The organism is Enterobacter sp. MGH120 (genome assembly GCF_001037725.1).
Classification (GTDB): Bacteria; Pseudomonadota; Gammaproteobacteria; order Enterobacterales; family Enterobacteriaceae; genus Enterobacter; species Enterobacter hormaechei_C.
In genome coordinates, this window is record NZ_KQ089940.1 from 2,378,714 (window position 1) to 2,401,920 (window position 23,207).

The 23,207-nt window shown below is 56.3% G+C and carries 21 protein-coding genes; 11 read left to right on the forward strand and 10 right to left on the reverse strand.

The genetic code is table 11. The features are described 5' to 3' along the window. Positions 1–3 precede the first annotated feature (3 nt). The 3 genes from SK54_RS11210 to rnd all read left to right on the forward strand — a co-directional run bounded on the left by SK54_RS11210 (position 4) and on the right by rnd (position 3,673). Entirely contained in the window at positions 4–585 is a 582-nt protein-coding gene (locus tag SK54_RS11210; RefSeq protein WP_048247197.1) for a Slp family lipoprotein, read from the forward strand. Between the two features lie 203 nt (positions 586–788). After that, a complete protein-coding gene (fadD, locus tag SK54_RS11215; RefSeq protein ID WP_017693264.1) occupies positions 789–2,474 on the forward strand; it encodes a long-chain-fatty-acid--CoA ligase FadD in 1,686 nt (561 codons plus the stop codon). A gap of 83 nt (positions 2,475–2,557) precedes the next feature. Further along, entirely contained in the window at positions 2,558–3,673 is a 1,116-nt protein-coding gene (gene rnd / locus SK54_RS11220; protein ID WP_123249628.1) for a ribonuclease D, read from the forward strand. Positions 3,674–3,759: 86 nt separating this feature from the next. Here the strand turns inward: rnd and minE are convergent, their stop codons facing one another. The 3 genes from minE to minC are packed head-to-tail and all read right to left on the reverse strand — an operon-like array spanning position 3,760 to position 5,572. Continuing rightward, on the reverse strand, positions 3,760–4,026 hold the full coding sequence (minE, locus tag SK54_RS11225; RefSeq protein WP_003859937.1) for a cell division topological specificity factor MinE: 267 nt from the start codon (positions 4,024–4,026) through the stop codon (positions 3,760–3,762). A 3-nt stretch (positions 4,027–4,029) separates the two neighbouring features. After that, a complete protein-coding gene (minD, locus tag SK54_RS11230) occupies positions 4,030–4,842 on the reverse strand; it encodes a septum site-determining protein MinD (protein WP_003859938.1) in 813 nt (270 codons plus the stop codon). A 22-nt stretch (positions 4,843–4,864) separates the two neighbouring features. Continuing rightward, positions 4,865–5,572, reverse strand: a complete 708-nt coding sequence (gene minC, locus SK54_RS11235; protein WP_015570311.1) for a septum site-determining protein MinC — start codon at positions 5,570–5,572, stop codon at positions 4,865–4,867. Positions 5,573–5,695: 123 nt separating this feature from the next. Here minC and SK54_RS11240 point away from each other — a divergent pair, with 123 nt between their 5' ends. The 3 genes from SK54_RS11240 to SK54_RS11250 all read left to right on the forward strand — a co-directional run bounded on the left by SK54_RS11240 (position 5,696) and on the right by SK54_RS11250 (position 7,212). Beyond that, on the forward strand, positions 5,696–5,971 hold the full coding sequence (locus tag SK54_RS11240; protein ID WP_015570312.1) for a YcgL domain-containing protein: 276 nt from the start codon (positions 5,696–5,698) through the stop codon (positions 5,969–5,971). Positions 5,972–6,018: 47 nt separating this feature from the next. Further along, positions 6,019–6,678 (forward strand): fumarylacetoacetate hydrolase family protein, encoded by a 660-nt coding sequence (locus SK54_RS11245; protein ID WP_017693267.1) that lies wholly within the window; start codon positions 6,019–6,021, stop codon positions 6,676–6,678. A 93-nt stretch (positions 6,679–6,771) separates the two neighbouring features. Next, on the forward strand, positions 6,772–7,212 hold the full coding sequence (locus tag SK54_RS11250; RefSeq protein ID WP_015570314.1) for a YcgN family cysteine cluster protein: 441 nt from the start codon (positions 6,772–6,774) through the stop codon (positions 7,210–7,212). 99 nt (positions 7,213–7,311) lie between these two features. Here the strand turns inward: SK54_RS11250 and dsbB are convergent, their stop codons facing one another. Together dsbB and nhaB are read right to left on the reverse strand one after the other, a co-directional pair. Beyond that, entirely contained in the window at positions 7,312–7,842 is a 531-nt protein-coding gene (dsbB, locus tag SK54_RS11255; RefSeq protein ID WP_017693268.1) for a disulfide bond formation protein DsbB, read from the reverse strand. Between the two features lie 46 nt (positions 7,843–7,888). After that, entirely contained in the window at positions 7,889–9,427 is a 1,539-nt protein-coding gene (gene nhaB / locus SK54_RS11260; RefSeq protein ID WP_048247199.1) for a Na(+)/H(+) antiporter NhaB, read from the reverse strand. A 201-nt stretch (positions 9,428–9,628) separates the two neighbouring features. On the opposite strand from nhaB, the gene fadR reads away from it, so the two are divergent. After that, on the forward strand, positions 9,629–10,348 hold the full coding sequence (gene fadR, locus SK54_RS11265; protein WP_015570315.1) for a fatty acid metabolism transcriptional regulator FadR: 720 nt from the start codon (positions 9,629–9,631) through the stop codon (positions 10,346–10,348). 109 nt (positions 10,349–10,457) lie between these two features. On the opposite strand, the gene SK54_RS11270 is transcribed toward fadR, so the two are convergent. After that, the gene (locus SK54_RS11270; RefSeq protein WP_017384314.1) at positions 10,458–11,990 is read right to left on the reverse strand and encodes a SpoVR family protein; all 1,533 of its coding nucleotides are present in this window, start codon (positions 11,988–11,990) and stop codon (positions 10,458–10,460) included. 321 nt (positions 11,991–12,311) lie between these two features. Here SK54_RS11270 and SK54_RS11280 point away from each other — a divergent pair, with 321 nt between their 5' ends. Together SK54_RS11280 and dadX are read left to right on the forward strand one after the other, a co-directional pair. After that, positions 12,312–13,610: a D-amino acid dehydrogenase gene (locus SK54_RS11280; RefSeq protein WP_048247203.1), complete on the forward strand. Its 1,299-nt coding sequence runs from the start codon at positions 12,312–12,314 to the stop codon at positions 13,608–13,610. A 9-nt stretch (positions 13,611–13,619) separates the two neighbouring features. Then, positions 13,620–14,690: a catabolic alanine racemase DadX gene (gene dadX / locus SK54_RS11285; RefSeq protein WP_032653929.1), complete on the forward strand. Its 1,071-nt coding sequence runs from the start codon at positions 13,620–13,622 to the stop codon at positions 14,688–14,690. 94 nt (positions 14,691–14,784) lie between these two features. On the opposite strand, the gene SK54_RS11290 is transcribed toward dadX, so the two are convergent. Together SK54_RS11290 and ldcA are read right to left on the reverse strand one after the other, a co-directional pair. Further along, positions 14,785–16,518 carry a potassium/proton antiporter gene (locus SK54_RS11290; protein WP_017693270.1) on the reverse strand — a complete coding sequence of 578 codons (1,734 nt, stop codon included), beginning with the start codon at positions 16,516–16,518 and terminating at the stop codon, positions 14,785–14,787. Positions 16,519–16,615: 97 nt separating this feature from the next. Continuing rightward, positions 16,616–17,530: a muramoyltetrapeptide carboxypeptidase gene (ldcA, locus tag SK54_RS11295; RefSeq protein ID WP_015570320.1), complete on the reverse strand. Its 915-nt coding sequence runs from the start codon at positions 17,528–17,530 to the stop codon at positions 16,616–16,618. 107 nt (positions 17,531–17,637) lie between these two features. Here ldcA and emtA point away from each other — a divergent pair, with 107 nt between their 5' ends. After that, on the forward strand, positions 17,638–18,249 hold the full coding sequence (emtA, locus tag SK54_RS11300; RefSeq protein ID WP_017384310.1) for a membrane-bound lytic murein transglycosylase EmtA: 612 nt from the start codon (positions 17,638–17,640) through the stop codon (positions 18,247–18,249). A gap of 37 nt (positions 18,250–18,286) precedes the next feature. Here the strand turns inward: emtA and SK54_RS11305 are convergent, their stop codons facing one another. Further along, the gene (locus SK54_RS11305; protein WP_048247205.1) at positions 18,287–19,018 is read right to left on the reverse strand and encodes a flagellar brake protein YcgR; all 732 of its coding nucleotides are present in this window, start codon (positions 19,016–19,018) and stop codon (positions 18,287–18,289) included. Between the two features lie 160 nt (positions 19,019–19,178). On the opposite strand from SK54_RS11305, the gene SK54_RS11310 reads away from it, so the two are divergent. Continuing rightward, a complete protein-coding gene (locus SK54_RS11310) occupies positions 19,179–21,281 on the forward strand; it encodes a TonB-dependent siderophore receptor (RefSeq protein WP_017693271.1) in 2,103 nt (700 codons plus the stop codon). Between the two features lie 90 nt (positions 21,282–21,371). Here the strand turns inward: SK54_RS11310 and SK54_RS11315 are convergent, their stop codons facing one another. Continuing rightward, positions 21,372–23,054, reverse strand: coding sequence for an alpha,alpha-trehalase (locus SK54_RS11315; protein WP_032619545.1), 1,683 nt, complete (start codon positions 23,052–23,054; stop codon positions 21,372–21,374). Positions 23,055–23,207 lie beyond the last annotated feature (153 nt).

The following is a 23,207-nucleotide window of genomic DNA, read 5'->3' on the forward strand; positions in this document are numbered from 1 at the left end:
ATCATGGCGGTTCAGACTAAAGTTGTACGCTTTCTTATGGCAGGCGCGGTTGCCATAGCATTGAGCGGGTGCGTCACCGTTCCTGATGCGATCAAGGGCACTAGCCCGACGCCACAGCAGGATCTGGTACGCGTGATGAATGCCCCGGAGCTGTATGTCGGGCAGGAAGCGCGGTTTGGCGGCAAGGTGGTTGAAGTGATAAACCAGCAGGGTAAAACCCGACTGGAGATTGCCACTGTCCCGCTGGACGACGGCGCGCGGCCTGTTCTGGGTGAAGCCTCGCGCGGGCGGATCTACGCTGACGTCAGCGGCTTCCTCGATCCGGTAGATTTCCGCGGGCAGCTGGTAACCGTCGTCGGGCCGATTACCGGTTTGGTGGCGGGGAAAATCGGCAATACGCCATACAAATTTATTACCATGCAGGTGAACGGCTACAAACGCTGGCGTATCGCCCAGCAGGTGGTGATGCCGCCACAGCCAATCGATCCGTGGATGTGGGGACCGCATCCGTATCGATACGGCTACGGTGGCTGGGGTTGGTACAATCCAGGCCCTGCACAGGTTCAAACAATCGTAACTGAGTAACTTACTGTTATTGTTAGGAAAGAGACAGCGGCTCAGCCGCTGTCTCTGTTTTTTTACGGATAAAACGAAAAAAAAGAGTGACGCGCTTCGCAACCTGCAATCTGAACAATTAATAAACTGGTACGCTGAGTTAATATAATGTTAACAAACTGTTTATTATCGGGGCTGTGATGACGACGAACACTCATTTCAGAGGTGATGCATTGAAAAAGGTTTGGCTTAACCGTTATCCCGCGGATGTCCCTGCGGAGATCAATCCTGACCGTTATCAATCCCTGATTGAATTATTTGAACACTCGGTACGGCGTTACGCTGACCAGCCTGCATTTGTGAATATGGGCGAAGTGATGACCTTCCGTAAGCTGGAAGAGCGCAGCCGGGCGTTTGCAGCCTATTTACAGGAAGGTTTGGGCTTGCAGAAAGGGGATCGCGTCGCGCTGATGATGCCAAACCTGCTGCAATACCCGGTGGCGCTGTTCGGGATCCTCAGGGCAGGGATGATCGTGGTTAACGTTAACCCGCTCTATACCCCGCGCGAGCTGGAACATCAGTTGAATGACAGCGGCGCGGCGGCGATTGTGATTGTCTCCAACTTTGCCCACACGCTGGAAAAAGTCGTTGAAAGAACCCAGGTTAAACACGTCATCCTGACGCGCATGGGCGACCAGCTCTCTACCGCGAAGGGTACGCTGGTCAACTTTGTCGTTAAATACGTTAAGCGGCTGGTGCCGAAATACCATCTGCCGGATGCCATCTCCTTCCGCCGCGCCCTGCATGCGGGCTACCGGATGCAGTACGTGAAGCCGGAGATCGTGTCCGAGGATCTGGCATTTCTGCAATACACGGGCGGTACCACCGGCGTGGCCAAAGGGGCGATGCTGACCCACCGTAATATGCTGGCGAACCTTGAGCAGGTTAATGCCACCTACGGGCCGCTGCTGCACCCGGGCAAGGAGCTGGTGATCACCGCGCTTCCGCTGTATCACATTTTTGCGCTGACCATGAACTGCCTGCTGTTTATTGAGCTTGGCGGTCAAAACGTATTGATCACCAACCCGCGCGACATTCCGGGGCTGGTCAAAGAGCTGGCGAAATACCCGTTCACCGCCATGACCGGCGTGAACACCCTGTTTAACGCGCTGCTTAACAATAAAGAGTTCCAGCAGCTCGATTTCTCCACGCTGCACCTCTCTGCGGGTGGCGGGATGCCGGTTCAGCAGGCGGTTGCCGAGCGCTGGGTGAAACTCACCGGGCAATATCTGCTGGAAGGCTATGGCCTGACGGAGTGCGCCCCGCTGGTCAGCGTTAACCCGCATGATATCGACTATCACAGCGGCAGTATCGGTCTGCCGGTCCCGTCGACGGAAGCAAAACTGGTGGATGATGAGGATAACGAAGTGCCTCACGGTGAGCCAGGAGAGCTGTGCGTCAGAGGGCCGCAGGTGATGCTGGGCTACTGGCAACGTCCGGATGCCACGGATGAGATCATCAAAGACGGCTGGCTGCACACGGGCGACATCGCGGTGATGGATGACGAAGGCTTCCTGCGCATCGTCGATCGCAAGAAAGATATGATCCTGGTGTCAGGGTTCAACGTCTATCCGAACGAAATCGAAGACGTGGTGATGCAGCACAGCGGCGTGCTGGAAGTGGCGGCGGTGGGCGTTCCTTCCGGCAGCAGCGGTGAAGCGGTGAAGATATTTGTGGTCAAGAAAGATCCTTCTCTGACCGAGGATGCGCTGATAACGTTTTGTCGCCGTCAGCTGACGGGCTATAAAGTGCCGAAGCTGGTGGAATTCCGGGATGAGCTGCCGAAATCCAACGTCGGGAAGATATTACGACGAGAATTACGTGACGAAGCCCGTGCCAAAGTGGACAATAAGGCCTGAGCTTCACGTTAATCGCCCAGACGCCGGTTAATCCGGCGTTTTTTATGGGCGCAAACAAAAGAGAGTCCGATTTGAATTACCAGATGATCACTACCAACGACGAGCTGGCTTCGCTGTGCGAGGTGACGCGTGAATTTCCCGCTATCGCCCTGGATACGGAATTTGTCCGCACCCGAACGTACTATCCGCAGCTGGGTCTGATTCAGATGTATGACGGCAAACACGTGTCGTTGATTGACCCCCTCGGCATTACCGACTGGGCGCCAATGCGCGAGCTGTTGCTGGATACCGCCGTGACCAAATATCTGCACGCGGGCAGTGAAGATCTGGAAGTCTTTCTCAACACCTTTGGCATCATGCCGCAGCCGCTGATTGATACCCAGATCCTCGCGGCGTTCAGCGGTCGTCCGCTCTCCTGGGGTTTTGCGGCGATGGTGGAAGAGTACACCGGTCTGACGCTGGATAAGAGCGAATCGCGTACCGACTGGCTCGCGCGTCCGCTGACGGCGCGTCAGCTTGAATACGCCGCGGCAGACGTCTTTTATCTTCTTCCAATTGCCGGCCAGCTCATGAAAGAGGCTGAGGCGTCCGGTTGGCTGTCTGCCGCACTGGACGAGTGCCGCATGACGCAGCAGCGTCGCCAGGAAGTGGTTGATCCGAAAGAAGCCTGGCGTGACATCACCAACGCCTGGCAGCTGCGCACCCGCCAGCTGGCCTGTCTGCAATTGCTGGCTGACTGGCGTCTGCGTAAAGCGCGTGAGCGCGATCTGGCGGTTAACTTCGTGGTGCGTGAAGAACACCTGTGGGCGGTGGCGCGCTATATGCCGGGTAGCCTTGGTGAACTGGACAGCATTGGCCTTTCCGGAAGTGAGATCCGTTTCCACGGTAAAACGCTGCTCGCGCTGGTAGAGAAAGCTCAGCAGCTGCCAGAGGACGCACTGCCAGAACCGCTGCTTAACCTGATGGATATGCCGGGCTACCGCAAGGCGTTCAAAGATATCAAAGCGCTGGTGCAGACGGTGGCGGGGGAAAGCAAACTGAGTGCCGAACTGCTGGCTTCACGTCGTCAGATTAACCAGCTGCTGAACTGGCACTGGAAGTTGAAACCGCAAAATGGTTTACCGGAACTGGTCGCCGGATGGCGGGGGGAACTGATGGCCGAACGCCTGAATATCCTGCTGGAAGGGTATCCGCGCTAAAGAATTGTAGCCCCGGTAAGCGCAGCGCCACCGGGGAAATTGCCGGGCGGCGCGATGCTTACCCGGCCTACAAAACCACAAACGGATTAACGCGACTCTTCCGCTTCCGGAAGCGTCACGTTCAGCTCCAGAATCGAAATATCCCCGTCTTTTTGCTCCAGCTGAACGGTGACCATTTCCGGGTCAATCTGCACGTATTTGCAGATCACTTCCAGAATGTCTTTGCGCAGCTGCGGCAGGTAGTGCGGTTCGGCGTCGCTACGACGACGTTCCGCCACAATGATTTGCAGACGTTCTTTTGCGATGTTGGCGGTGCTTTTTTTCCGCGAGAGAAAAAAGTCCAGTAATGCCATAATTTATCCTCCGAACAGGCGTTTGAGGAAACCTTTCTTCTCTTCTTCAATGAAGCGGAAAGGACGTTCTTCTCCCAGCAGACGGTCAACGGTATCCGCATACGCTTTACCTGCGTCTGCCTGTGTATCCAGGATCACGGGCTCGCCCTGGTTAGAGGCGCGCAACACGGACTGATCTTCCGGGATCACGCCAACCAGTTTGATGCGCAGGATCTCCAGCACGTCTTCCATGCTCAGCATGTCACCTTTGTTCACCCGGCCAGGGTTGTAGCGGGTCAGCAGCAGGTGCTCTTTGATTGGCTCCTGGCCATTTTCCGCGCGACGGGATTTCGAGGCCAGAATGCCGAGAATACGGTCGGAGTCACGTACTGACGAGACTTCCGGGTTGGTGGTGATGATGGCTTCATCCGCGAAGTAGAGCGCCATCAAAGCCCCGGTTTCGATACCGGCCGGGGAGTCGCAGACCACGAAGTCGAACTCCATCTTTTTCAGATCGTCGAGCACCTTTTCCACGCCTTCGCGGGTCAGGGCGTCTTTATCACGGGTCTGGGACGCCGGAAGAATGTAGAGGTTCTCGGTACGCTTATCTTTAATCAGCGCCTGGTTAAGGGTGGCATCGCCCTGAATGACGTTCACGAAGTCATACACCACGCGACGCTCGCAACCCATGATCAGGTCCAGGTTACGCAGACCGATATCGAAGTCGATTACGACGGTTTTCTTTCCCTTCTGGGCCAAACCAGTAGCGATGGCCGCGCTGGAGGTGGTCTTGCCAACGCCTCCTTTACCCGAAGTCACAACAATAATGCGTGCCATAGAAATTCCTTGTTAAAAGGGATCAATTTAACGGTTGAACGGTCAAAGCGTTATCTGCCAGTTGCAGACGGGCCGCTTTGCCATAAAATTCGGCTGGGATTTTATCGCTCAGCCAATATTCACCTGCGATAGACACCAGTTCTGCCGTCAGGTGAGTACAAAAAATTTGTGCTTCTCGATCGCCGCTGGCGCCCGCAAGCGCACGCCCACGCATCATACCGTAAACGTGAATATTGCCATCTGCAATCAGTTCTGCGCCCGCACTGACGTGGCTTGTAACAATCAGATCACAGTTTGGCGCATAAATGCGCTGACCGGAACGAACCGGCAGATCAATCAATCGCGTTTTTGTGACTGGGGCTACATTTTGCGCCGGAGGCGGGGGAGCGGGAACAGTTGCAGGCGTTGCTCGCGGGGCTTTTTCTTTGCCCTCGTTTAACAAGGGCAAACCCGCGCGTTCAATTTCGGCTTTTAACTCTGCGTCTTTGCAGCCGCTAATACCCACGATGCGCAACCCCGTGGAGACGACGGCCTGCTGGAGTCGCTTCCAGTTAACCGGCCCCTCAAGGTCGCTTACATTGACGACGACAGGAGCATGCTTAAGAAAAGCGGGAGCCTGCGCGATTTTGTCTTCTAACGCCTGACGAATAACCTCGGGTTTTGCATCATGCAAATGAACCACTGATAAGGTGAAGCTACTGCCTTTAAGCTCGATGGGCGTATTTGACATCCTGGCCTTACTCAATTTGCTATTAACCGCAACACATCGCCGCGATATTCCGAAGAGTATCAGGCATGTTATAGTCAGGAGTATATTGAGGCAAGCAACCACCCGTTAATTCAGAGTAAAAACATGTTTTGTGTGATCTACAGAAGTACCAGCCGCGACCAGACCTACCTTTATGTCGAAAAGAAAGACGATTTTTCCCGCGTGCCTGAAGAATTAATGAAAAGCTTTGGCCGACCGCAGCTGGCGATGCTGCTGCCGCTGGACGGCCGTAAGAAGCTGGTGAACGCCGATCTTGAGAAAGTCAAAAAGGCGTTAATCGAGCAGGGCTATTATTTACAGCTTCCGCCGCCACCGGAGAATTTATTAAAACAGCACCTTGAGCTGAGCGGAAAGAAATAAGCCCGGGTCCTTCCGGGAACAACTCATCAACCGATTAGGGGTCGACCATGTATCAACATCATAACTGGCAAGGTGCATTACTGGATTATCCCGTCAGCAAAGTGGTCTGCGTGGGCAGCAACTATGCAAAACATATTCAGGAGATGGGCAGCGCCGTGCCGGAAGAGCCGGTTCTGTTTATTAAGCCAGAAACCGCACTGTGCGATATTCGCCAGCCGCTGGTTCTGCCGCAGGGACTGGGCTCGGTGCATCATGAAGTGGAGCTGGCGGTGCTGATCGGCGCGACGCTGCGCCAGGCAACTGAAGAGCATGTAGAGAAAGCGATTGCGGGTTACGGTGTCGCGCTCGACCTGACGCTGCGTGACGTCCAGGGCAAAATGAAGAAAGCGGGGCAGCCGTGGGAAAAAGCCAAGGGTTTTGATAATTCATGCCCGATTTCCGGTTTCGTTCCGGTGAGTGAATTTACCGACGATCCGCAGAACACGCCGCTCAGCCTGAAGGTCAACGGCGAGATCCGCCAGCAGGGAACAACCGCTGACATGATCCATAAGATCGTTCCGCTGATTGCCTACATGAGCCGCTTCTTCACCCTGAAACCTGGCGACGTGATCCTCACCGGCACTCCGGAAGGTGTGGGGCCGCTGCTTAGCAGCGACGAACTGGACGTCAGTTTTAACGGCCTGTCGCTGAAAACCCGCGTGCTGTAAAAGCACCTTGCCGCCTGAAAAGGGCGGCAAAACTTGCATCAACGTGCCAGACTCGTTATAAGGTGCGCTCTATTTTGACGTGTGGACATCCCGATGAACGACATTCCTTTCTGGCAAAGCAAAACTCTCGACGACATGACCGACGCGGAGTGGGAATCGTTGTGTGACGGCTGCGGGCAGTGCTGCCTGCATAAGCTAATGGATGAAGATTCGGACGAGATCTATTTCACCAACGTAGCCTGCAAGCAGTTAAACATCAAAACCTGCCAGTGCCGCAACTATGAGCGCCGTTTCGAATATGAGCCGGACTGCATCAAGTTAACCCGTGAAAATCTGCCGACCTTTGAGTGGCTGCCGCATACCTGCGCGTATCGCCTGCTGGCGGAAGGAAAGGATCTGCCGACATGGCATCCGCTGTTGACGGGGTCGAAAGCGGCGATGCACGGTGAACGTATTTCCGTGCGCCACATTGCGGTGAAAGAGTCCGAGGTGCGCGACTGGGAAGACCACATTATGAATCACCCTAATCGGTGATAATAAAAAACCCGCCGAGGCGGGTTTTTTATTGTGCGCAATTTTGTCGGGTGGCGCTGCGCTTCCCCGACCAACAAAACTGACGTTGCCGTTTTGCTTTTACCTTCCAAAAAGATCGCGTTTCTTTGGTTTGAACGGCTGGGCAATCAGCACCAGCAGCGCCACCACAAAGTAGGCGACAAAAATGCCCACCAGCCACTGCGGCATCTCCAGCGTCAGGAACTCCCACTGGCGTACAGAGCAGTCACCGGAGGCCACAAACACCTGCGGCAGCCATTTATCCAGCGGCAGCCAGCTCGGGAAGCGGGCGGCAAAATCGCAGGTCATAAACGGCGACGGGTGAAGCTGCATCTGGGTGTGCTCCCAGGCAAGCGCAATCCCTTTCCCGGCGCTGTATAGCCAGATGGCAATTGCCGCATAGCGTAACGGTGATTTGGGTGCAATCGCACCTACCAGACCCGCGCCCATAATGCCGAACAGAGCACAACGCTCATAAATACACAGTACGCAAGGTTTCAGCCCCATCACATGCTGAAACCACAGCGCGACCATTTCCAGCGCAAAGGCGGTCAGGGCCATCAACAACCACGCTCCGCGACCGCGTGAGCACTGGTTCAAAAATCGCAACATAATCATTTCCCTGGAACATGCTTAGACAGCGCAGTGTAAACGAATTTTAATGCGCCGCAAGTATACCTGCTTGCAATAACCATTGCGTACAGGGAACGAGAGTAATTTTGATGCACAGCAAACCAACCAGGGTAAGCACCAGCGTATACGGCAGCGCCATCCAGACCATTCTTCCATAAGAAAGTCGTATGAGTGGTGCCAGCGCCGAGGTCAGCAGGAAGAGGAATGCCGCCTGACCGTTCGGGGTTGCCACGGAGGGGAGGTTGGTTCCGGTGTTGATCGCCACCGCCAGCAGCTCGAACTGTTCACTGCTGACAATCCCTTGCTCCATCGCGGCTTTGGCCTCATTGATGTATACCGTCCCGACAAAGACGTTATCGGATATAGAGGACAACAGACCGTTAAACAAATAGAACAGCGTTAGCTGCGAATCTGGCGTAGCCTGAAGCACAAACGCGATGATCGGCGCGAACAGATGTTGGTCAATAATCACCGCCACGACCGCGAAAAACACCGCCAGCAGGGCGGTAAACGGCAGCGCTTCGGTAAAGGCTTTTCCGATAGCATGTTCGTCCGTAACGCCGCCCAGGCTGGTTGCAAGGATAATTACCGACAGGCCAATCAGCCCCACCTCGGCAAGGTGGAAGGCCAGCGCAGCGATAAGCCACACGCCGATGAAACCCTGTGCAATCAGGCGCAGCGTCTCCTGGCGCGTGCGTTGTTTGCGGCTCTGCTCGTCAAACTTATGCAGCTCCTGGCGGACCTGATCGGGCAACTTCGCGCCATACCCAAAGAGGTTGAATTTTTCGACCAGCACACAGGTGGCTAACCCGCAGACCAGCACGGGCACGCTGACGGGCGCCATGCGCAGGAAAAATTCGCCAAAATGCCATTCAGCCGCTTTGGCGATAATCAGGTTTTGCGGCTCCCCGACCATGGTCATCACGCCGCCCAGCGCCGTCCCCACGCCCGCATGCATCATCAGGCTGCGCAGAAACGCGCGGAACTGTTCCAGCACATCGCGGTTGTGCGCCTCAACGTGGCTGTCGTCCTGCAAGTTATCGCCAGGACGAGACGAGGCCACCCGGTGGTAAATCCCGTAAAAGCCGACGGCGACGCTGATCACCACCGCAACGACCGTCAGCGCATCCAGGAAGGCAGAGAGGAAGGCCGCGGCGAGGCAAAACGCCAGCGAAAGCAGCGTTTTCGACGGAATGCTCAGCAGCAAACGGGTGAAGATAAACAGCAGAAGCTGCTTCATAAAGTAGATCCCCGCCACCATGAAGATCAGCAGCAGCAGGACTTCAAGATTCGACGCTATCTCGTTTTTAACATGCTCCGCGCTGGTCATTCCAATGACCACGGCTTCCAGCGCCAGCAGCCCGCCGGGCAACAGCGGATAGCACTTCAGCGCCATCGCCAGGGTAAAGATAAACTCGGCGACCAACATCCACCCGGCAATGAAGGGATCCAGCAAAAAGATAACGGGATTAACGACCAGGAATACCAGTAAAGTAAGTTTGTACCAGTCAGGTGACTGACCTAAAAAGTTGCGCCACAGCGCGCGCCCAAATGAAATTTCCACGACAGACGTCCTTTACCCGTCAAATAAGACAAGACATCAGTATACGCAAAAATGGCGGCAGAGCGGGGGATTAAGCCATTTGTAAATTTCATAAAAATGAAACGGCGATCCCTCTTTTCTGTCTCTGCTGCGCTATCTGCCTCTGCGCGCCTCTGGTATGATGAGTGCAATTTGCTAAAGCTGTGTAATGGAAATCTCACTATGGTCATTAAGGCGCAGAGCCCGGCGGGTTTCGCGGAAGAGTACATCATTGAAAGCATCTGGAATAATCGTTTCCCTGCGGGATCAATTCTACCTGCTGAACGCGAACTCTCTGAACTGATTGGCGTCACCCGTACCACGCTGCGAGAAGTGCTCCAGCGTCTGGCGCGCGATGGCTGGTTGACGATACAGCATGGCAAACCCACTAAGGTGAACAACTTCTGGGAAACGTCCGGGCTGAACATTCTGGAAACGCTGGCGCGTCTCGACCACGAAAGCGTACCGCAGCTGATTGATAATCTGCTTTCCGTGCGCACCAACATCGCCACCATTTTCATCCGCACCGCGTTTCGTCAGCATCCTGAAGATGCGCTGAAAGTGCTTGCCACCGCTAATGAGGTGGAAGACCACGCGGATGCCTTTGCGACCCTGGATTACAATGTGTTCCGCGGTCTGGCGTTTGCTTCCGGCAATCCGGTTTACGGTCTGATCCTGAATGGAATGAAAGGGTTATATACGCGCATTGGTCGTCACTATTTTGCTAACCCTGAAGCCCGCAGCCTGGCGCTCGGCTTCTACCATAAACTGAGCAAACTCTGCACCGAAGGGCTGCACGATCAGGTCTATGAAACGGTGCGTCGTTACGGCCACGACTCCGGTGAAATCTGGCATCGGATGCAGAAAACGCTGCCGGGTGATTTAGCGATTCAGAGTCGCTAAAATAAAAAACCTCTCGATTGAGAGGTTTTTTTTCGCCCGGTGGCGCTTTGCTTACCGGGCCTACAAAACCCGTAGGCCGGGTAAGGCGTAGCCGCCACCCGGCAACAAACTACAGCGTATTCAACCGCGCCGGACACCGGTCCAGCAGCTCCACGCTGCCATCTTCGTTCTGCTGCTCCAGCAACACGTCAAATCCCCACAGGCGATGCACATGCTTCAGCACTTCCTTACGCCCCTTGTCCAGCGGCGCGCGGTTGTGCGGAATATAGCGCAACGTCAGGGAGCGGTCGCCGCGCAGATCCACGTTCCAGACCTGAATGTTCGGTTCAAGATTACTCAGGTTGTACTGGGATGACAGGCGCGAGCGGATCTCGCGATAGCCCTCTTCGTTGTGGATCGCGGAGATCTCCAGGTAGTTGTTGCGGTCATCATCCAGTACGGTGAAGAAGCGGAAATCACGCATGATCTTCGGCGACATGAACTGGCTGATAAAGCTCTCATCCTTAAAATCACGCATCGCGAAGTGCAGCGTTTCCAGCCAGTCGGAACCGGCAATATCCGGGAACCAGTATTTGTCCTCTTCGGTGGGCGACTGACAAATACGCTTGATATCCTGGAACATGGCAAAGCCGAGCGCGTACGGGTTAATGCCGCTGTACCACGGGCTGTTATATGCCGGCTGGAATACCACGTTGGTGTGGCTGTGCAGAAACTCCATCATAAACCGCTCGGTGACTTTTCCTTCGTCGTACAGGTGGTTAAGAATGGTGTAGTGCCAGAAGGTCGCCCAGCCTTCGTTCATCACCTGGGTCTGCTTCTGCGGATAGAAATACTGGCTCACCTTGCGCACGATGCGCAGGATCTCACGCTGCCACGGCTCCAGCAGTGGGGCGTTTTTCTCCATAAAGTAGAGCAGGTTTTCCTGCGGCTCGGAAGGGTAGCGACGCGCCTCGGCGACGGTTTTCTCCTCTTCACGTTTCGGCAGGGTGCGCCACAGCATATTCACCTGGCTTTGCAGATACTCCTCGCGGCTCTTCTGCCGGGCTTTCTCTTCCTGCAATGAGATCTTCTGCGGACGCTTATAGCGGTCAACGCCGTAGTTCATCAGCGCGTGGCAGGAGTCCAGCAGCTTCTCCACCTCGTCCACGCCGTAGCGCTCTTCGCAGTCGGTAATGTATTTGCGGGCGAAGATCAGGTAATCGACGATGGAGCTGGCGTCCGTCCAGCTGCGGAACAGATAGTTATTTTTGAAGAACGAGTTATGTCCATAGCAGGCGTGCGCCATCACCAGCGCCTGCATGGTAATGGTGTTCTCTTCCATCAGATAGGCAATACACGGGTTAGAGTTAATGACGATTTCATACGCCAGTCCCTGCTGCCCGTGCTTATACAGCCGCTCTGTCTCAATGAATTTTTTGCCAAACGACCAGTGCGGATAGTTAATTGGCATCCCGACGCTGGAGTAAGCGTCCATCATCTGTTCCGAGGTGATGACTTCAATCTGATGGGGATAGGTATCCAGACGATAGAGTTTGGCCACCCGGTCGATCTCCGCCAGGTAGACATCCAGCAACTCGAAGGTCCAGTCGGGTCCATCGCTCAGACGGGTGCTGTCCCTGGACATGGAATCTAGTGTAGCCATTAGCGCGCCCTCGTTGTTGGTCGCTCTCTCTGACTGGAGAGCCTCCTTTCAAGCATAGATCACCCCATTCAAATACGCGGGGCGCAGAAATTTTTTCTTTGCGATTTCGCGTTTTCGATACGGCAAATAAAGCGGTGCTCACAGAATTTTCTACTGGTTAAAAATAACGCGCAGCAGGAGATCCCAAATAAGCGCCATCCCCTGATACAGCGGGATATGTGAGTTGAGTCACCATAAAAAAGTCATATGTTGAATAATATTTTCAACTAGGTTATCAATCTGTAATTAGATGATTGTTCTTTTGCTCATAATGGAGTGGCTATGCGTGTTGTCATACTGGGAAGTGGTGTCGTTGGCGTAACCAGCGCCTGGTATTTAAGTCAGGCGGGACATGAGGTTACCGTTATCGATCGCGAATCCGGTCCGGCGCTGGAAACCAGTGCGGCGAATGCGGGGCAAATCTCTCCGGGCTACGCTGCGCCGTGGGCGGCCCCGGGCGTTCCGCTGAAGGCGATCAAATGGATGTTTCAGCGACATGCGCCCCTGGCGATCAGCCTTGACGGCACGCAGTTCCAGCTTAAGTGGATGTGGCAGATGCTGCGCAACTGCGACACCCGCCACTATATGGAAAACAAGGGGCGTATGGTGCGGCTGGCGGAATACAGCCGCGACTGCCTGAAGGCGCTGCGTGCCTCAACGGGCATTGAATATGAAGGGCGTCAGGGCGGCACGCTTCAGCTGTTCCGTACCGCGCAACAGTACGAAAACGCGACCCGCGATATCGCCGTGCTTGAAGATGCGGGCGTACCGTATCAGCTGCTGGAAGCCAGCCAGCTGGCGCAGGTGGAGCCAGCGCTTGCCGATGTCGCGCATAAGCTGACGGGCGGTCTGCGTTTACCGAACGATGAAACCGGCGACTGCCAGCTATTCACCCAGCGTCTGGCGCGCATGTGTGAGCAGGCCGGGGTGAAATTCCGCTTCAATACTTCTGTCGACAAACTGCTGTCGGAAGGGGAGAAGATTTACGGCGTGAAGTGTGGGGAAGAGGTAATTAAAGCCGATGCCTACGTGATGGCGTTTGGCTCCTACTCAACCGCGATGCTGAAAGGGATCCTGGATATCCCGGTCTATCCTCTGAAAGGCTACTCCCTGACCATCCCGGTGAAAGAGGACAGCGGCGCGCCGGTCTCGACCATTCTCGATGAAACCTACAAAATCGCCATCACCCGCTTCGATAACCGGATCCGCGTCGGGGGCATGGCGGAAATCGTGGGCTTCAATACCGAGCTGCTCAAACCGCGTCGTGAAACGCTGGAGATGGTCGTGGGCGATCTCTTCCCGCGCGGCGGCTTCATTGAGCAGGCGACGTTCTGGACCGGCCTGCGCCCAATGACCCCGGACGGCACGCCGATTGTGGGCCGTACGCCATATAAAAATCTGTGGACCAACACCGGCCACGGCACGCTTGGCTGGACCATGGCCTGCGGTTCGGGCCAGCTGCTGAGCGACCTGATCTCCGGACGGACGCCGGCAATTCCGTTTGACGATTTGAGCGCCGCACGCTATCAATCAGGGTTTACCCCATCGCGTCCACAACACCTGCACGGCGCGCATAATTAAGGAGTCGTCATGTCCCGTCCTATTCTGGCCCAGCTGGATTTGCAGGCGCTGAAGGATAACCTGCAAATTGTTCGCCGTGCTGCGCCGGGTTCTCGTGTCTGGTCGGTGGTGAAAGCCAACGCCTACGGTCATGGTATCGACCGTATCTGGAGTGCGCTCGGCGGCACCGATGGTTTTGCCTTGCTGAATCTGGAAGAGGCCATCCTGCTGCGCGAGCGCGGCTGGAAAGGACCGATCCTGCTGCTGGAAGGATTCTTTCATGCGCAGGATCTGCCTCTGCTGGATAAGTACCGCCTGACGACCAGCGTTCACAGTAACTGGCAGATCAAGGCCATCCAGGACGCGAAGCTGCATGCCCCGCTGGATATCTATCTCAAAGTGAACAGCGGGATGAACCGTCTGGGCTTCCAGCCTGAACGGGTGCATACGGTCTGGCAGCAGCTTCGTGCGCTGAAAAACGTCGGTGAGATGACGCTGATGGCGCACTTCGCCGATGCGGAAAAGCCGGACGGCATTGCCGATGCCATGGTCCGCATTGAGCAGGCGGCAGAAGGTCTGGACTGTCCGCGCTCGCTGTCGAACTCAGCGGCAACGCTCTGGCATCCCGAGGCGCACTACAACTGGGTGCGTCCAGGGATCGTTCTGTACGGCGCGTCACCCTCAGGTCAGTGGCAGGATATCGCCAACAGCGGCCTGAAGCCGGTGATGACGTTACGAAGCGAGATTATCGGCGTGCAAACCCTGAAAGCGGGCGATACGGTGGGCTATGGCAGCCGCTATCGGGCAGCAGGTGAACAGCGCATCGGTATCGTGGCGGGGGGCTATGCAGATGGTTATCCGCGCATCGCCCCGAGCGGCACGCCGGTGTGGGTCGATGGCGTGCGCACCGGCACGGTAGGTACCGTCTCCATGGACATGCTGGCCATCGATTTGACGCCGTGTCCCCAGGCGGGCATCGGATCGCCGGTTGAGCTGTGGGGCAACGAGGTTAAAATTGATGATGTGGCCGCTGCGGCGGGCACCGTCGGGTATGAACTGATGTGCGCTCTGGCGCCAAGAGTGCCTGTTGTGACGGTGTAACTTGTGTGTGCCGGGTGGCGCTAGCGCTTACCCGGCCTACGTTCGGGGTTTTGTAGGCCGGGTAAGGCGAAGCCGCCACCCGGCAAAAAAGCAGCTACTCCGCCTCCTCCTCCATCGGCCTTACGCCGACTTTGCGCACCGCGTTATCTTCTTTCTCCGCTACCGTCCAGATCATCCCGGCAAACTCCACCTGGTCACCGACGACCGGCGCAGCCCCTAATAATTGCTGAATAATCTCACCCAGGGTTTGCTGGTTATCGCGATTCTCCAGTCCACCTTCCAGGCCATAAATCAGCGCCACATCCGCAAAGCGGGCGCTGGCTTCGAGGATAAAATCGCCGAAGAAACGCTGATCCAGCGCCACCGGGGGCGACTGGCTGAACAGCTTGCCGAGGGCCGGCAGGTCGCGCTCGCGGCCAATCACGCAGAGGATATCGTTCTCACGCAGCCGCGTGCTGCCGGTCGGGTGAAGCAGGGCGTTATCCCGGAACAGGGCGGCAATGCGCGTTTCAGCGGGCATATGCAGATCGCGCAGGGACGCGCCCACGCACCACTTATCGGCGCTTAGCTGGTAGACAAACTGTTCCCAGGGATTCTCAGGGTGAATATCCAGCCCCACGCGGGAGACCGGCCAGCCAATGGGCGGTACCACCACTTTGGCTTTTTTCGCCGCCCAGCCCAGCGACGTCCCCTGGAACAGCAGCGACACCAGCACCACGAAGAAGGCGACGTTGAAGAACAGACGGGCGTTGTCCAGCCCGGCCATCATCGGGAACACGGCCAGAATAATCGGCACCGCGCCGCGCAGCCCCACCCAACTGATAAATATCCGCTCACGCAGGTTAAACCCGCGGAACGGCAGCAGCCCGGCAAACACCGACAGCGGACGGGCGAAGAAGATCATCCAGGCCGACAAAAGCAGCGCCGGTACGGCGATAGGCAGCAGGTCCGACGGCGTCACCAGCAGGCCCAGCACCAGGAACATGGCAATCTGCGCCAGCCAGGCCAGGCCGTCGAAGTTCTGCAAAATGGCGTGACGGTTGCGAATCGGTCGGTTGCCCAACAGGAAACCGCAAAGGTAAACCGCCAGAATACCGCTGCCGTCCAGCGCGGTGGTGACGGCAAAGATCAGGATCCCACCGCTCAGGGCCAGCAGCGGGTAAAGGCCGGAAGGCAGCGTAATACGGTTGATCGTCTGCTGTAACAGGTAACCGCCGCCGAGACCAATGATAATCCCGAGGCCAAACTGCTGGAGGATGTGCCAGGCGAACATCCAGCTCAGGCCGGTTTCGTGCTGCTGGATCATCTCAATCAGGGTGATGGTCAGGAACACCGCCATCGGATCGTTACTGCCGGATTCAATCTCAAGCGTGGAGCCAACGCGTTCGTTCAGCCCCTTGCCGCCGAGCAGTGAGAAAACCGCCGCCGCATCGGTAGAGCCGACAATCGCGCCAATCAGCAGGCCTTCCATTATATCGAGGTTAAACAGCCAGGCCGCCATCATGCCGGTCAGGCCGGAGGTGATCAGCACGCCGACGGTCGCCAGAGACAGCGCCGGGCCTAAGGCAACGCGAAACGAACTTGCCTGGGTGCGCATTCCGCCGTCCAGCAGAATCACCGCCAGCGCGAGGTTACTCACCATATAGGCGAAAGGGTAATTATCGAAGGGGATACCGCCGATACCGTCGATCCCGGCAAGCATGCCGATAGCCAGGAAAATGACAAGAATAGGTATGCCAAGACGCGATGAAAATGAACTTAATAAAATGCTAAAGGTTACCAGGATGGAACCCAGAATGAAGAGACTGATTATCGCTGTGGCACCCAATGTCGTCTTACTCCCACCTCAATGTGAACGCTGTTATTAAAACCCTAACATAATAACAACGTTAACTGCGTTTTATTGAGGGGGAATAACGGCTTTTTTATGCCTTTAAGACCGGATGACCGCTGATTGTTAACCGACTGCCTGAATTATCGTGTACAAGGTGCGCCTGGGCACCCAGCGGCAGGGTAACGGTTTGCTGCTCATGGCCGAAATCCAGACCGGCGATCACCGGGATATCCAGCCGGGAACGAATGAAATCAATCATCGTCTCCAGGGAATAGCCCGCATCGTAATCGTTGGGGGCTGAACCACTAAAACTGCCCAGCACAATGGCCGACTGCCGATCCAGGATCCCGGCGTGATACAGCTGCAACAGCATACGTTCGACGCGGAACGGGTGTTCGTTGATATCTTCCAGCACCAGTATGCCGTCCGTGATCTGCGGCAGCCACGGCGTTCCAATCAGCGACACCAGCATCGCGAGGTTGCCGCCCCACAGCTGTCCTTCACATTCCCAGTGCGGTCCATTGCCTTGCCACTCGATGGTGAACGTCGGGTTTTGCAGGGCGCGCCAGAAATGGTCCTGCGTAAACGCATCCAGCTCCGGCGCACCAAAGTTGCCGGCCAGCATCGGGCCGCTAAAGGTAATGACGTTATGCAACGCAAGCAGGCCGAGCTGGATCGCCGTGAAATCGCTGTGTCCGCAGATTAACAGCGGATCCTGCTGCTGGCGCGCGGCCAGCCCGGCCCAGTCGACGCTCTCCAGCAGCCGGCTTGCGCCATAGCCGCCGCGCACGGCCAGCACAATAGTGTTTTCACCTTCCAGCGTCGCCAGGTTGTTGATATCACTCAGTCTCTGCGCCTCGGTACCGGCAAAACGCTGCATGCGGCGGGGGATAATTGTCTGATTTTTTACCTGATGGCCCATTTCCAGCAGGCGCTGAACGCCCCGCTGTGCCGCCTCCTGGTTGATGCAGTAGCCTGACGGTGCGATGAGATGAAACTGAGGCATGGCAATTCCTTGCTGAATGAGAATCTAATTGTCTATATCATGCCGCTTATACGCCGCCTGCTTCAAGGGGCGACGTACCGCGATGACCGGCTATAAGGATAGATGACGTGAAATTGAGATGGTTTGCTTTTTTGATTGTGCTGCTCGCTGGCTGTAGTTCAAAACATGATTATCAAAATCCCCCCTGGAACCCTGAAGTGCCGGTAAAGCGGGCCATGCAGTGGATGCCGATCAGCGAACAAGCCGGGAAGGCCTGGGGCGTGAGCCCGCGTCTGATCACGGCGATCATTGCCGTGGAGTCCGGCGGCAACCCGACGCTGGTGAGTAAATCGAATGCGGTGGGGCTGATGCAGTTAAAAGCCTCGACGGCGGGAAGAGAGGTCTATCGCTACATGGGCTGGAAGGGACAGCCATCCACCAGCGAGCTGAAAAACCCGGAACGTAATATCTCTATGGGAACCGCTTACCTGAGCATTCTCGAGCATGGCATTCTGAAGGGGATTGACGATCCGGAAGTGATGCAATATGCGCTGGTGGTGTCGTACGTTAACGGAGCCGGCGCGCTGCTCCGAACCTTCTCATCCGATCGCAAAGAGGCGATAGAAGAGATTAACGATATGGATAAAGATGAATTCTTCGAGCACGTGGTGAAGAATCATCCGTCAGCACAGGCTCCACGTTATATCTGGAAAGTACAGAAAGCGATGGACGCCATGTAACGCCTTTGTCGGGCGGCAGTATGCTGCCCGACGCCTTTCAGCGCACTTTGTTCGCGCGTTCCCGCGCTTCACGCTCCAGTGAGAAGATGATGCGCTGTAGTCCGCGTTCGGCGCCTGGCCCGACATTCAGAAAGCGAAAGCTCAGTCGCGGCGTGGTAATGGTTTCGTTTTTGCTGTCCACCACCTTACGCTCGCTGATGGCAATCAGCTGGGCGTCAAACCAGAAGCGTCCCCATCCGCCCATATCCAGCTCAATCTGACTAAAACGCATGCCTTCCACCAGTCCTTCCGGCTTCGGCGTATCCATTAACGCGCCCATCCCGCCCAGTGACAGGTCGAAGAGACGAAAGCGGATCTCTTTTTTGTCCGGCATTTTTGCCTTACAGAAATAGGCCGGGTGAAGCGGGGCGCTGATGCGAAAAAACTCGCGGCGTTGCACGAACCAGAGGTTAGCGGGCAGGGGAGCGATAAACGCAGGCAAACCCTGGTACGCGATCGTGGTCAGGCGGGGCAGTATAAACTCGACTTTAGCCCCCTGCGTTTCGGCCATCACCGAGAGGTTTTCTGCCTGGAGCGCGGCACGGTTTTCTTCGCTCTGGCTACCCAGATCCACGATCAGGTGTTCTGCCGTCACGTCCAGGATCTTGCTGATAAACTGGCTGGTTGACCAGTTGATGCGCAGCGGCACCTCGCCCTTTTTCAGGTCGCGTAACACCCCTAATACAGCCAGCGGATTTTGTTTCAGGAACTGCTCACTGTAGCTACTCACGCCAGATGGCTCCTCGATAGATGACAGACTGTCTCTGGGTTATCGGCACGCTGGCATGAAACTTAATACAAACGATCTGTTTTTCTCCGCCGATATTGATTTGCTAATGGAAATGATAATAATTGGCGTTCCCAATACCATCTAATAACAAGACGACACTATGAGCACCTCACGTTTTGCGTTATGCGCGTTGGCAGGCGCCGTCACGCTGGCATTGCAAACACAGGCTTTTGCAGAAGAACCCACCATCGTGGTGACCGGTACAGAGCAGGGCAGCGCGCTCCCTGCCTGGACCAACAGCGCCACGAAATCAGCCGTCGCGGAAAGTAAAACGCCCCAGGTGATCAACACCATCGCCGCTAAAGAGATTGAGCAGCGGCACGCCAGTTCGGTAAACGAGATCCTGCGCTATGCGCCGGGCGTTTCCACGGAGGTGCGCGGGAGCACCTCTTACATGAGCGAGTACAAAATCCGCGGGTTCAACGTCGAGCAGGAGTTCTACAACGGCCTGCAACTTCCCTATAACGTCACCGGGAACACCAAAGCGCGAATCGATCCGCTGCTGATTGAGAGCGTCGATATCCTGAAGGGGCCGTCATCCGTGCTGTATGGCGGCGGCTCCCCGGGCGGGCTGGTCAATATTCAGAGTAAAAAGCCGCAGAAAGAGGCGAAAACAGAACTGGGCTTTAACACCGGAAACCGCAATCTGAAAGAGGGGTACCTGGACTCCACGGGGCAGATTGCGACCAGCGACTGGAACTATCGCCTGCTGGGTAAAGCGACAGAGAGTGACGAACAGGCGCACACCACGCGCTATGAAAACTATCTGGTGGCCCCCTCCGTGACCTGGCAGCCGGATGACAAAACGCGCCTGACCATTGACGCGCTGGCGCAAAATACGCCGAGCCTGACGCCGTCTGATCCGATGCCGCTTAGCTATCTGCGGTCTAAATACGCCGATCGTCGTGACTATGCCGGGGATGAGTGGAGCGGCTTTAAGCAGCGCCAGTGGATGCTGGGCTACAGCTTTGAGCACGAGTTTGACAGTGGCTGGGGCTTTAATCAGAAAGCGCGCTACTTTGACGTGGACACCCACCAGCGCAGCGCCTATTCAACCGGGACGGGCAGCGAGGTCTACCAGCTTAACCGCTTCGCCTATACCACGGATGAAGATTTACAGAGCTTCAACATTGATAACCAGGTCACCCGAACCGTCGCGCTGGGGGACTGGAAACATCATCTGCTGGCGGGCTTTGACTACCAGAAGCTGAACTCTCACTTCCATTATCGTTACGCCTCGTCCACACCGGGTATCGATATGCGTAATCCGGATCACTCGCAGATCGATAACGATGCGCTGGGGCTTGAAACCGCGCAGAAAAACCGTCTCAGCTATCAGCAGAATGGCTATTACCTCCAGGATCAGATTGCGTTTGGCGGGCTGAACGTGCTGGCCAGCCTGCGCTATGACGACTACCGTTCTGTCACCACCAACTATCTGCAAAACGGTGACAAAGCCTGGGTATCGCAGGATCGCCTCACCAAGCGACTGGGCGCGCTTTATGCCTTCGACAATGGTCTCTCGCCGTTTATCAGCTATTCGGAAGGGTTCGCCCCGGTATCGCCGCAGGGCACGCTGACCGCGAAAGACGTTAAGCCCACCACCAGCAAGCAGGTGGAGGGTGGGGTGAAATACCTGCTGGCGGAATACGCAACCACCTTCACCGCCTCGGTGTTTAACATTCGTCAGAAAAATGTGGTGACCAGCGATCCGGGCTTCCTCAACTATCGCCAGACCGGGGAAGTGGAATCGAAAGGTGCGGAGCTTTCCGCTATGAGTCGTCCAACGGATAACCTGACGCTGATTGCCAACTATGCCTACACCCACGCCATCAATACCGAAGATGACAAATACCAGGGCAAACGACCGACGCAGGTCCCTGAGAACGCCTTTAATCTGTGGGGAGATTACACCTTTGACAGCACACCGCTGAGAGGGTTAACGCTGGGGGCAGGGGCACGCTACACCGGGCCGATGGAGATCTCGCCAGCCAACGACGCAGGCAAGCTGGGCGGTACGACGCAATACGATCTGGCGGCATCTTACCGCATGGGCGAGCTGGCGCCATCGCTGGAGGGGCTGACGCTGAAAGCGAGCGCGCAGAACGTCACCAACAAAGAGACGCTCACCTGCTATGACGCGACCAACTGCTGGATAGGCCGCGACCGCACGTTCCAGGTCGGGGCGAGTTACAGCTTCTGAAAAAAGCCCGGTGGCGCTTCGCTACCGGGCCAATCTATTGCACGGAACCGTCCCCTCGCCCCACCGGGGAGAGGGTCAGGGTGAGGGGCGCTACTGCGCCGCCTGTTTCGCAGGTGCAACATCATCGTTTGCCGCAGGCTGATTCTCCGGTACGCTGTCGCACGGCTTCTCTTTCGGGCAGACCATGTCCAGCATCCTGAGCGTCACGCCGTTACTCCAGCCGAAACCGTCCTGCAACGGATACTCACCGCCGCCACCGCCGGTACCGGTCGAAGAGACATCGTACTTCTCAACCAGTTTCTTCTCGCGATCGTAGGTATGCTGAACGTTTTTCAGGAAACGCCAGGTTACGTCCATCGCCACTTTCTGCTGACCATAGTTCTGCAACCCTTCCACCGCTACCCACTGCAACGGCGCCCAGCCGTTCGGCGCATCCCACTGCTGCCCGCTGTTGATGGTGGTGGTAGAAATACCGCCCGGTTTCAGCAGGCGTGACGACGCGGCTGCGGCCACTTTATCCGCGCGATCCTGTGATGCGGCCTTCACATACAGCGGGAAGAGGGCTGCGGCCGTCAGCTGATTACGCACCTTCCCGGTTTTCAGATCGTAATCCGCATACCAGCCCTCTTTATCGTTCCACAGGTGGCTTTCCATGGCTTTCTGACGTGCGGAGGCCAGCGCGTCATATTTACTTGCACTGGCGTTATCGCCGTCTTCCTGACTGGCGCGGGCCAGCAGTTTTTCCATCTTAAACATCAGCGCATTCAGATCCACCGGCACGATGCTGGTGGTGCGGATGGTACCCAGCTTCTGTGGATCGTCCATCCAGCGGGAGCTGAAATCCCAGCCCGAGGCCGCGGCAGAGCGCAGATCGCGGTAAATTTCGGTGGCCGGACGGTTAGGGTTATTTTTGGCGGTGGTCACGTCATCCAGCCACGACTCAGGGCGCGGCGTGTCCCGATCGTCCCAGTAGCGGTTGAGGATCGAGCCGTCATCCAGCTTCACCACGCGTTTGTTCGCCTGACCAGGCTGGAGCCCATCAGCCCCCTCCATCCAGTAAGCGTACTCTTTCTCCATCTGCGGACGGTATTTCTTCAACGCGTCGCTGTCATGCGTGGCCAGCAATTCCACCATCAGCGAGAAGAACGGCGGCTGAGAGCGGCTCAGGTAGTAGCTGCGGTTACCGTTAGGGATATGGCCCCAGGTATCAAGCTCGTAAGCGAAGTTGTCCACCATGTCACCGATCTTATCCCAGTGGCCGCTCTCGGCCAGCCCCAGCATGGTGAAATAGCTGTCCCAGTAATAGACTTCGCGGAAGCGTCCTCCCGGCACGACATAGGGCTTTGGCAGGGGCAGGAGGGAGTCCCATTTGTTCGCTTTGTCAGTGGTGCGGGTCAGTACAGGCCACAGATCGTCTATGTGTTCGCGCAGGCTCTGGCCTTCAGGGGGAACGTATTTCTCACCTTCCTTCGGCAGGATAAAGTTCATCTCTACGAAGTGGCGCAGGTCAAAACCGGACTGGGTATGCTGCATCCGGTAATCCGCCAGGATGGTTAGCGGGTCGCTTTTGGGAACGGCATCCGCGAAGGTTTTCTGATCCGGGAACAGTTTGGCGCTCTGTACTTCATTAAAGAGGGGGCCAAGGAGAATATCAGGTGAGCTTTGCTGGCTCGTTGGCTGGTCTTCAGCATAACCAAATGCGGTAACACCGAGTAGGGCGCCTGCCAACGTAAGGTGTAACAAGCCAGGGCGTAGCATTCGAGTTTTTATCATCGGTTCATCTCCATTCGTCGCTGGGCAGCGTCACCGCTGTCGTCAATCACCTGAAAACCTTAGACGAATATTGCCCGCTTCGCGTGTTAGATATCCCATTTTGCGCATTACCAGACAATTTACCGCCGCGCCCGGACGCGAGAAGCGCGCCGA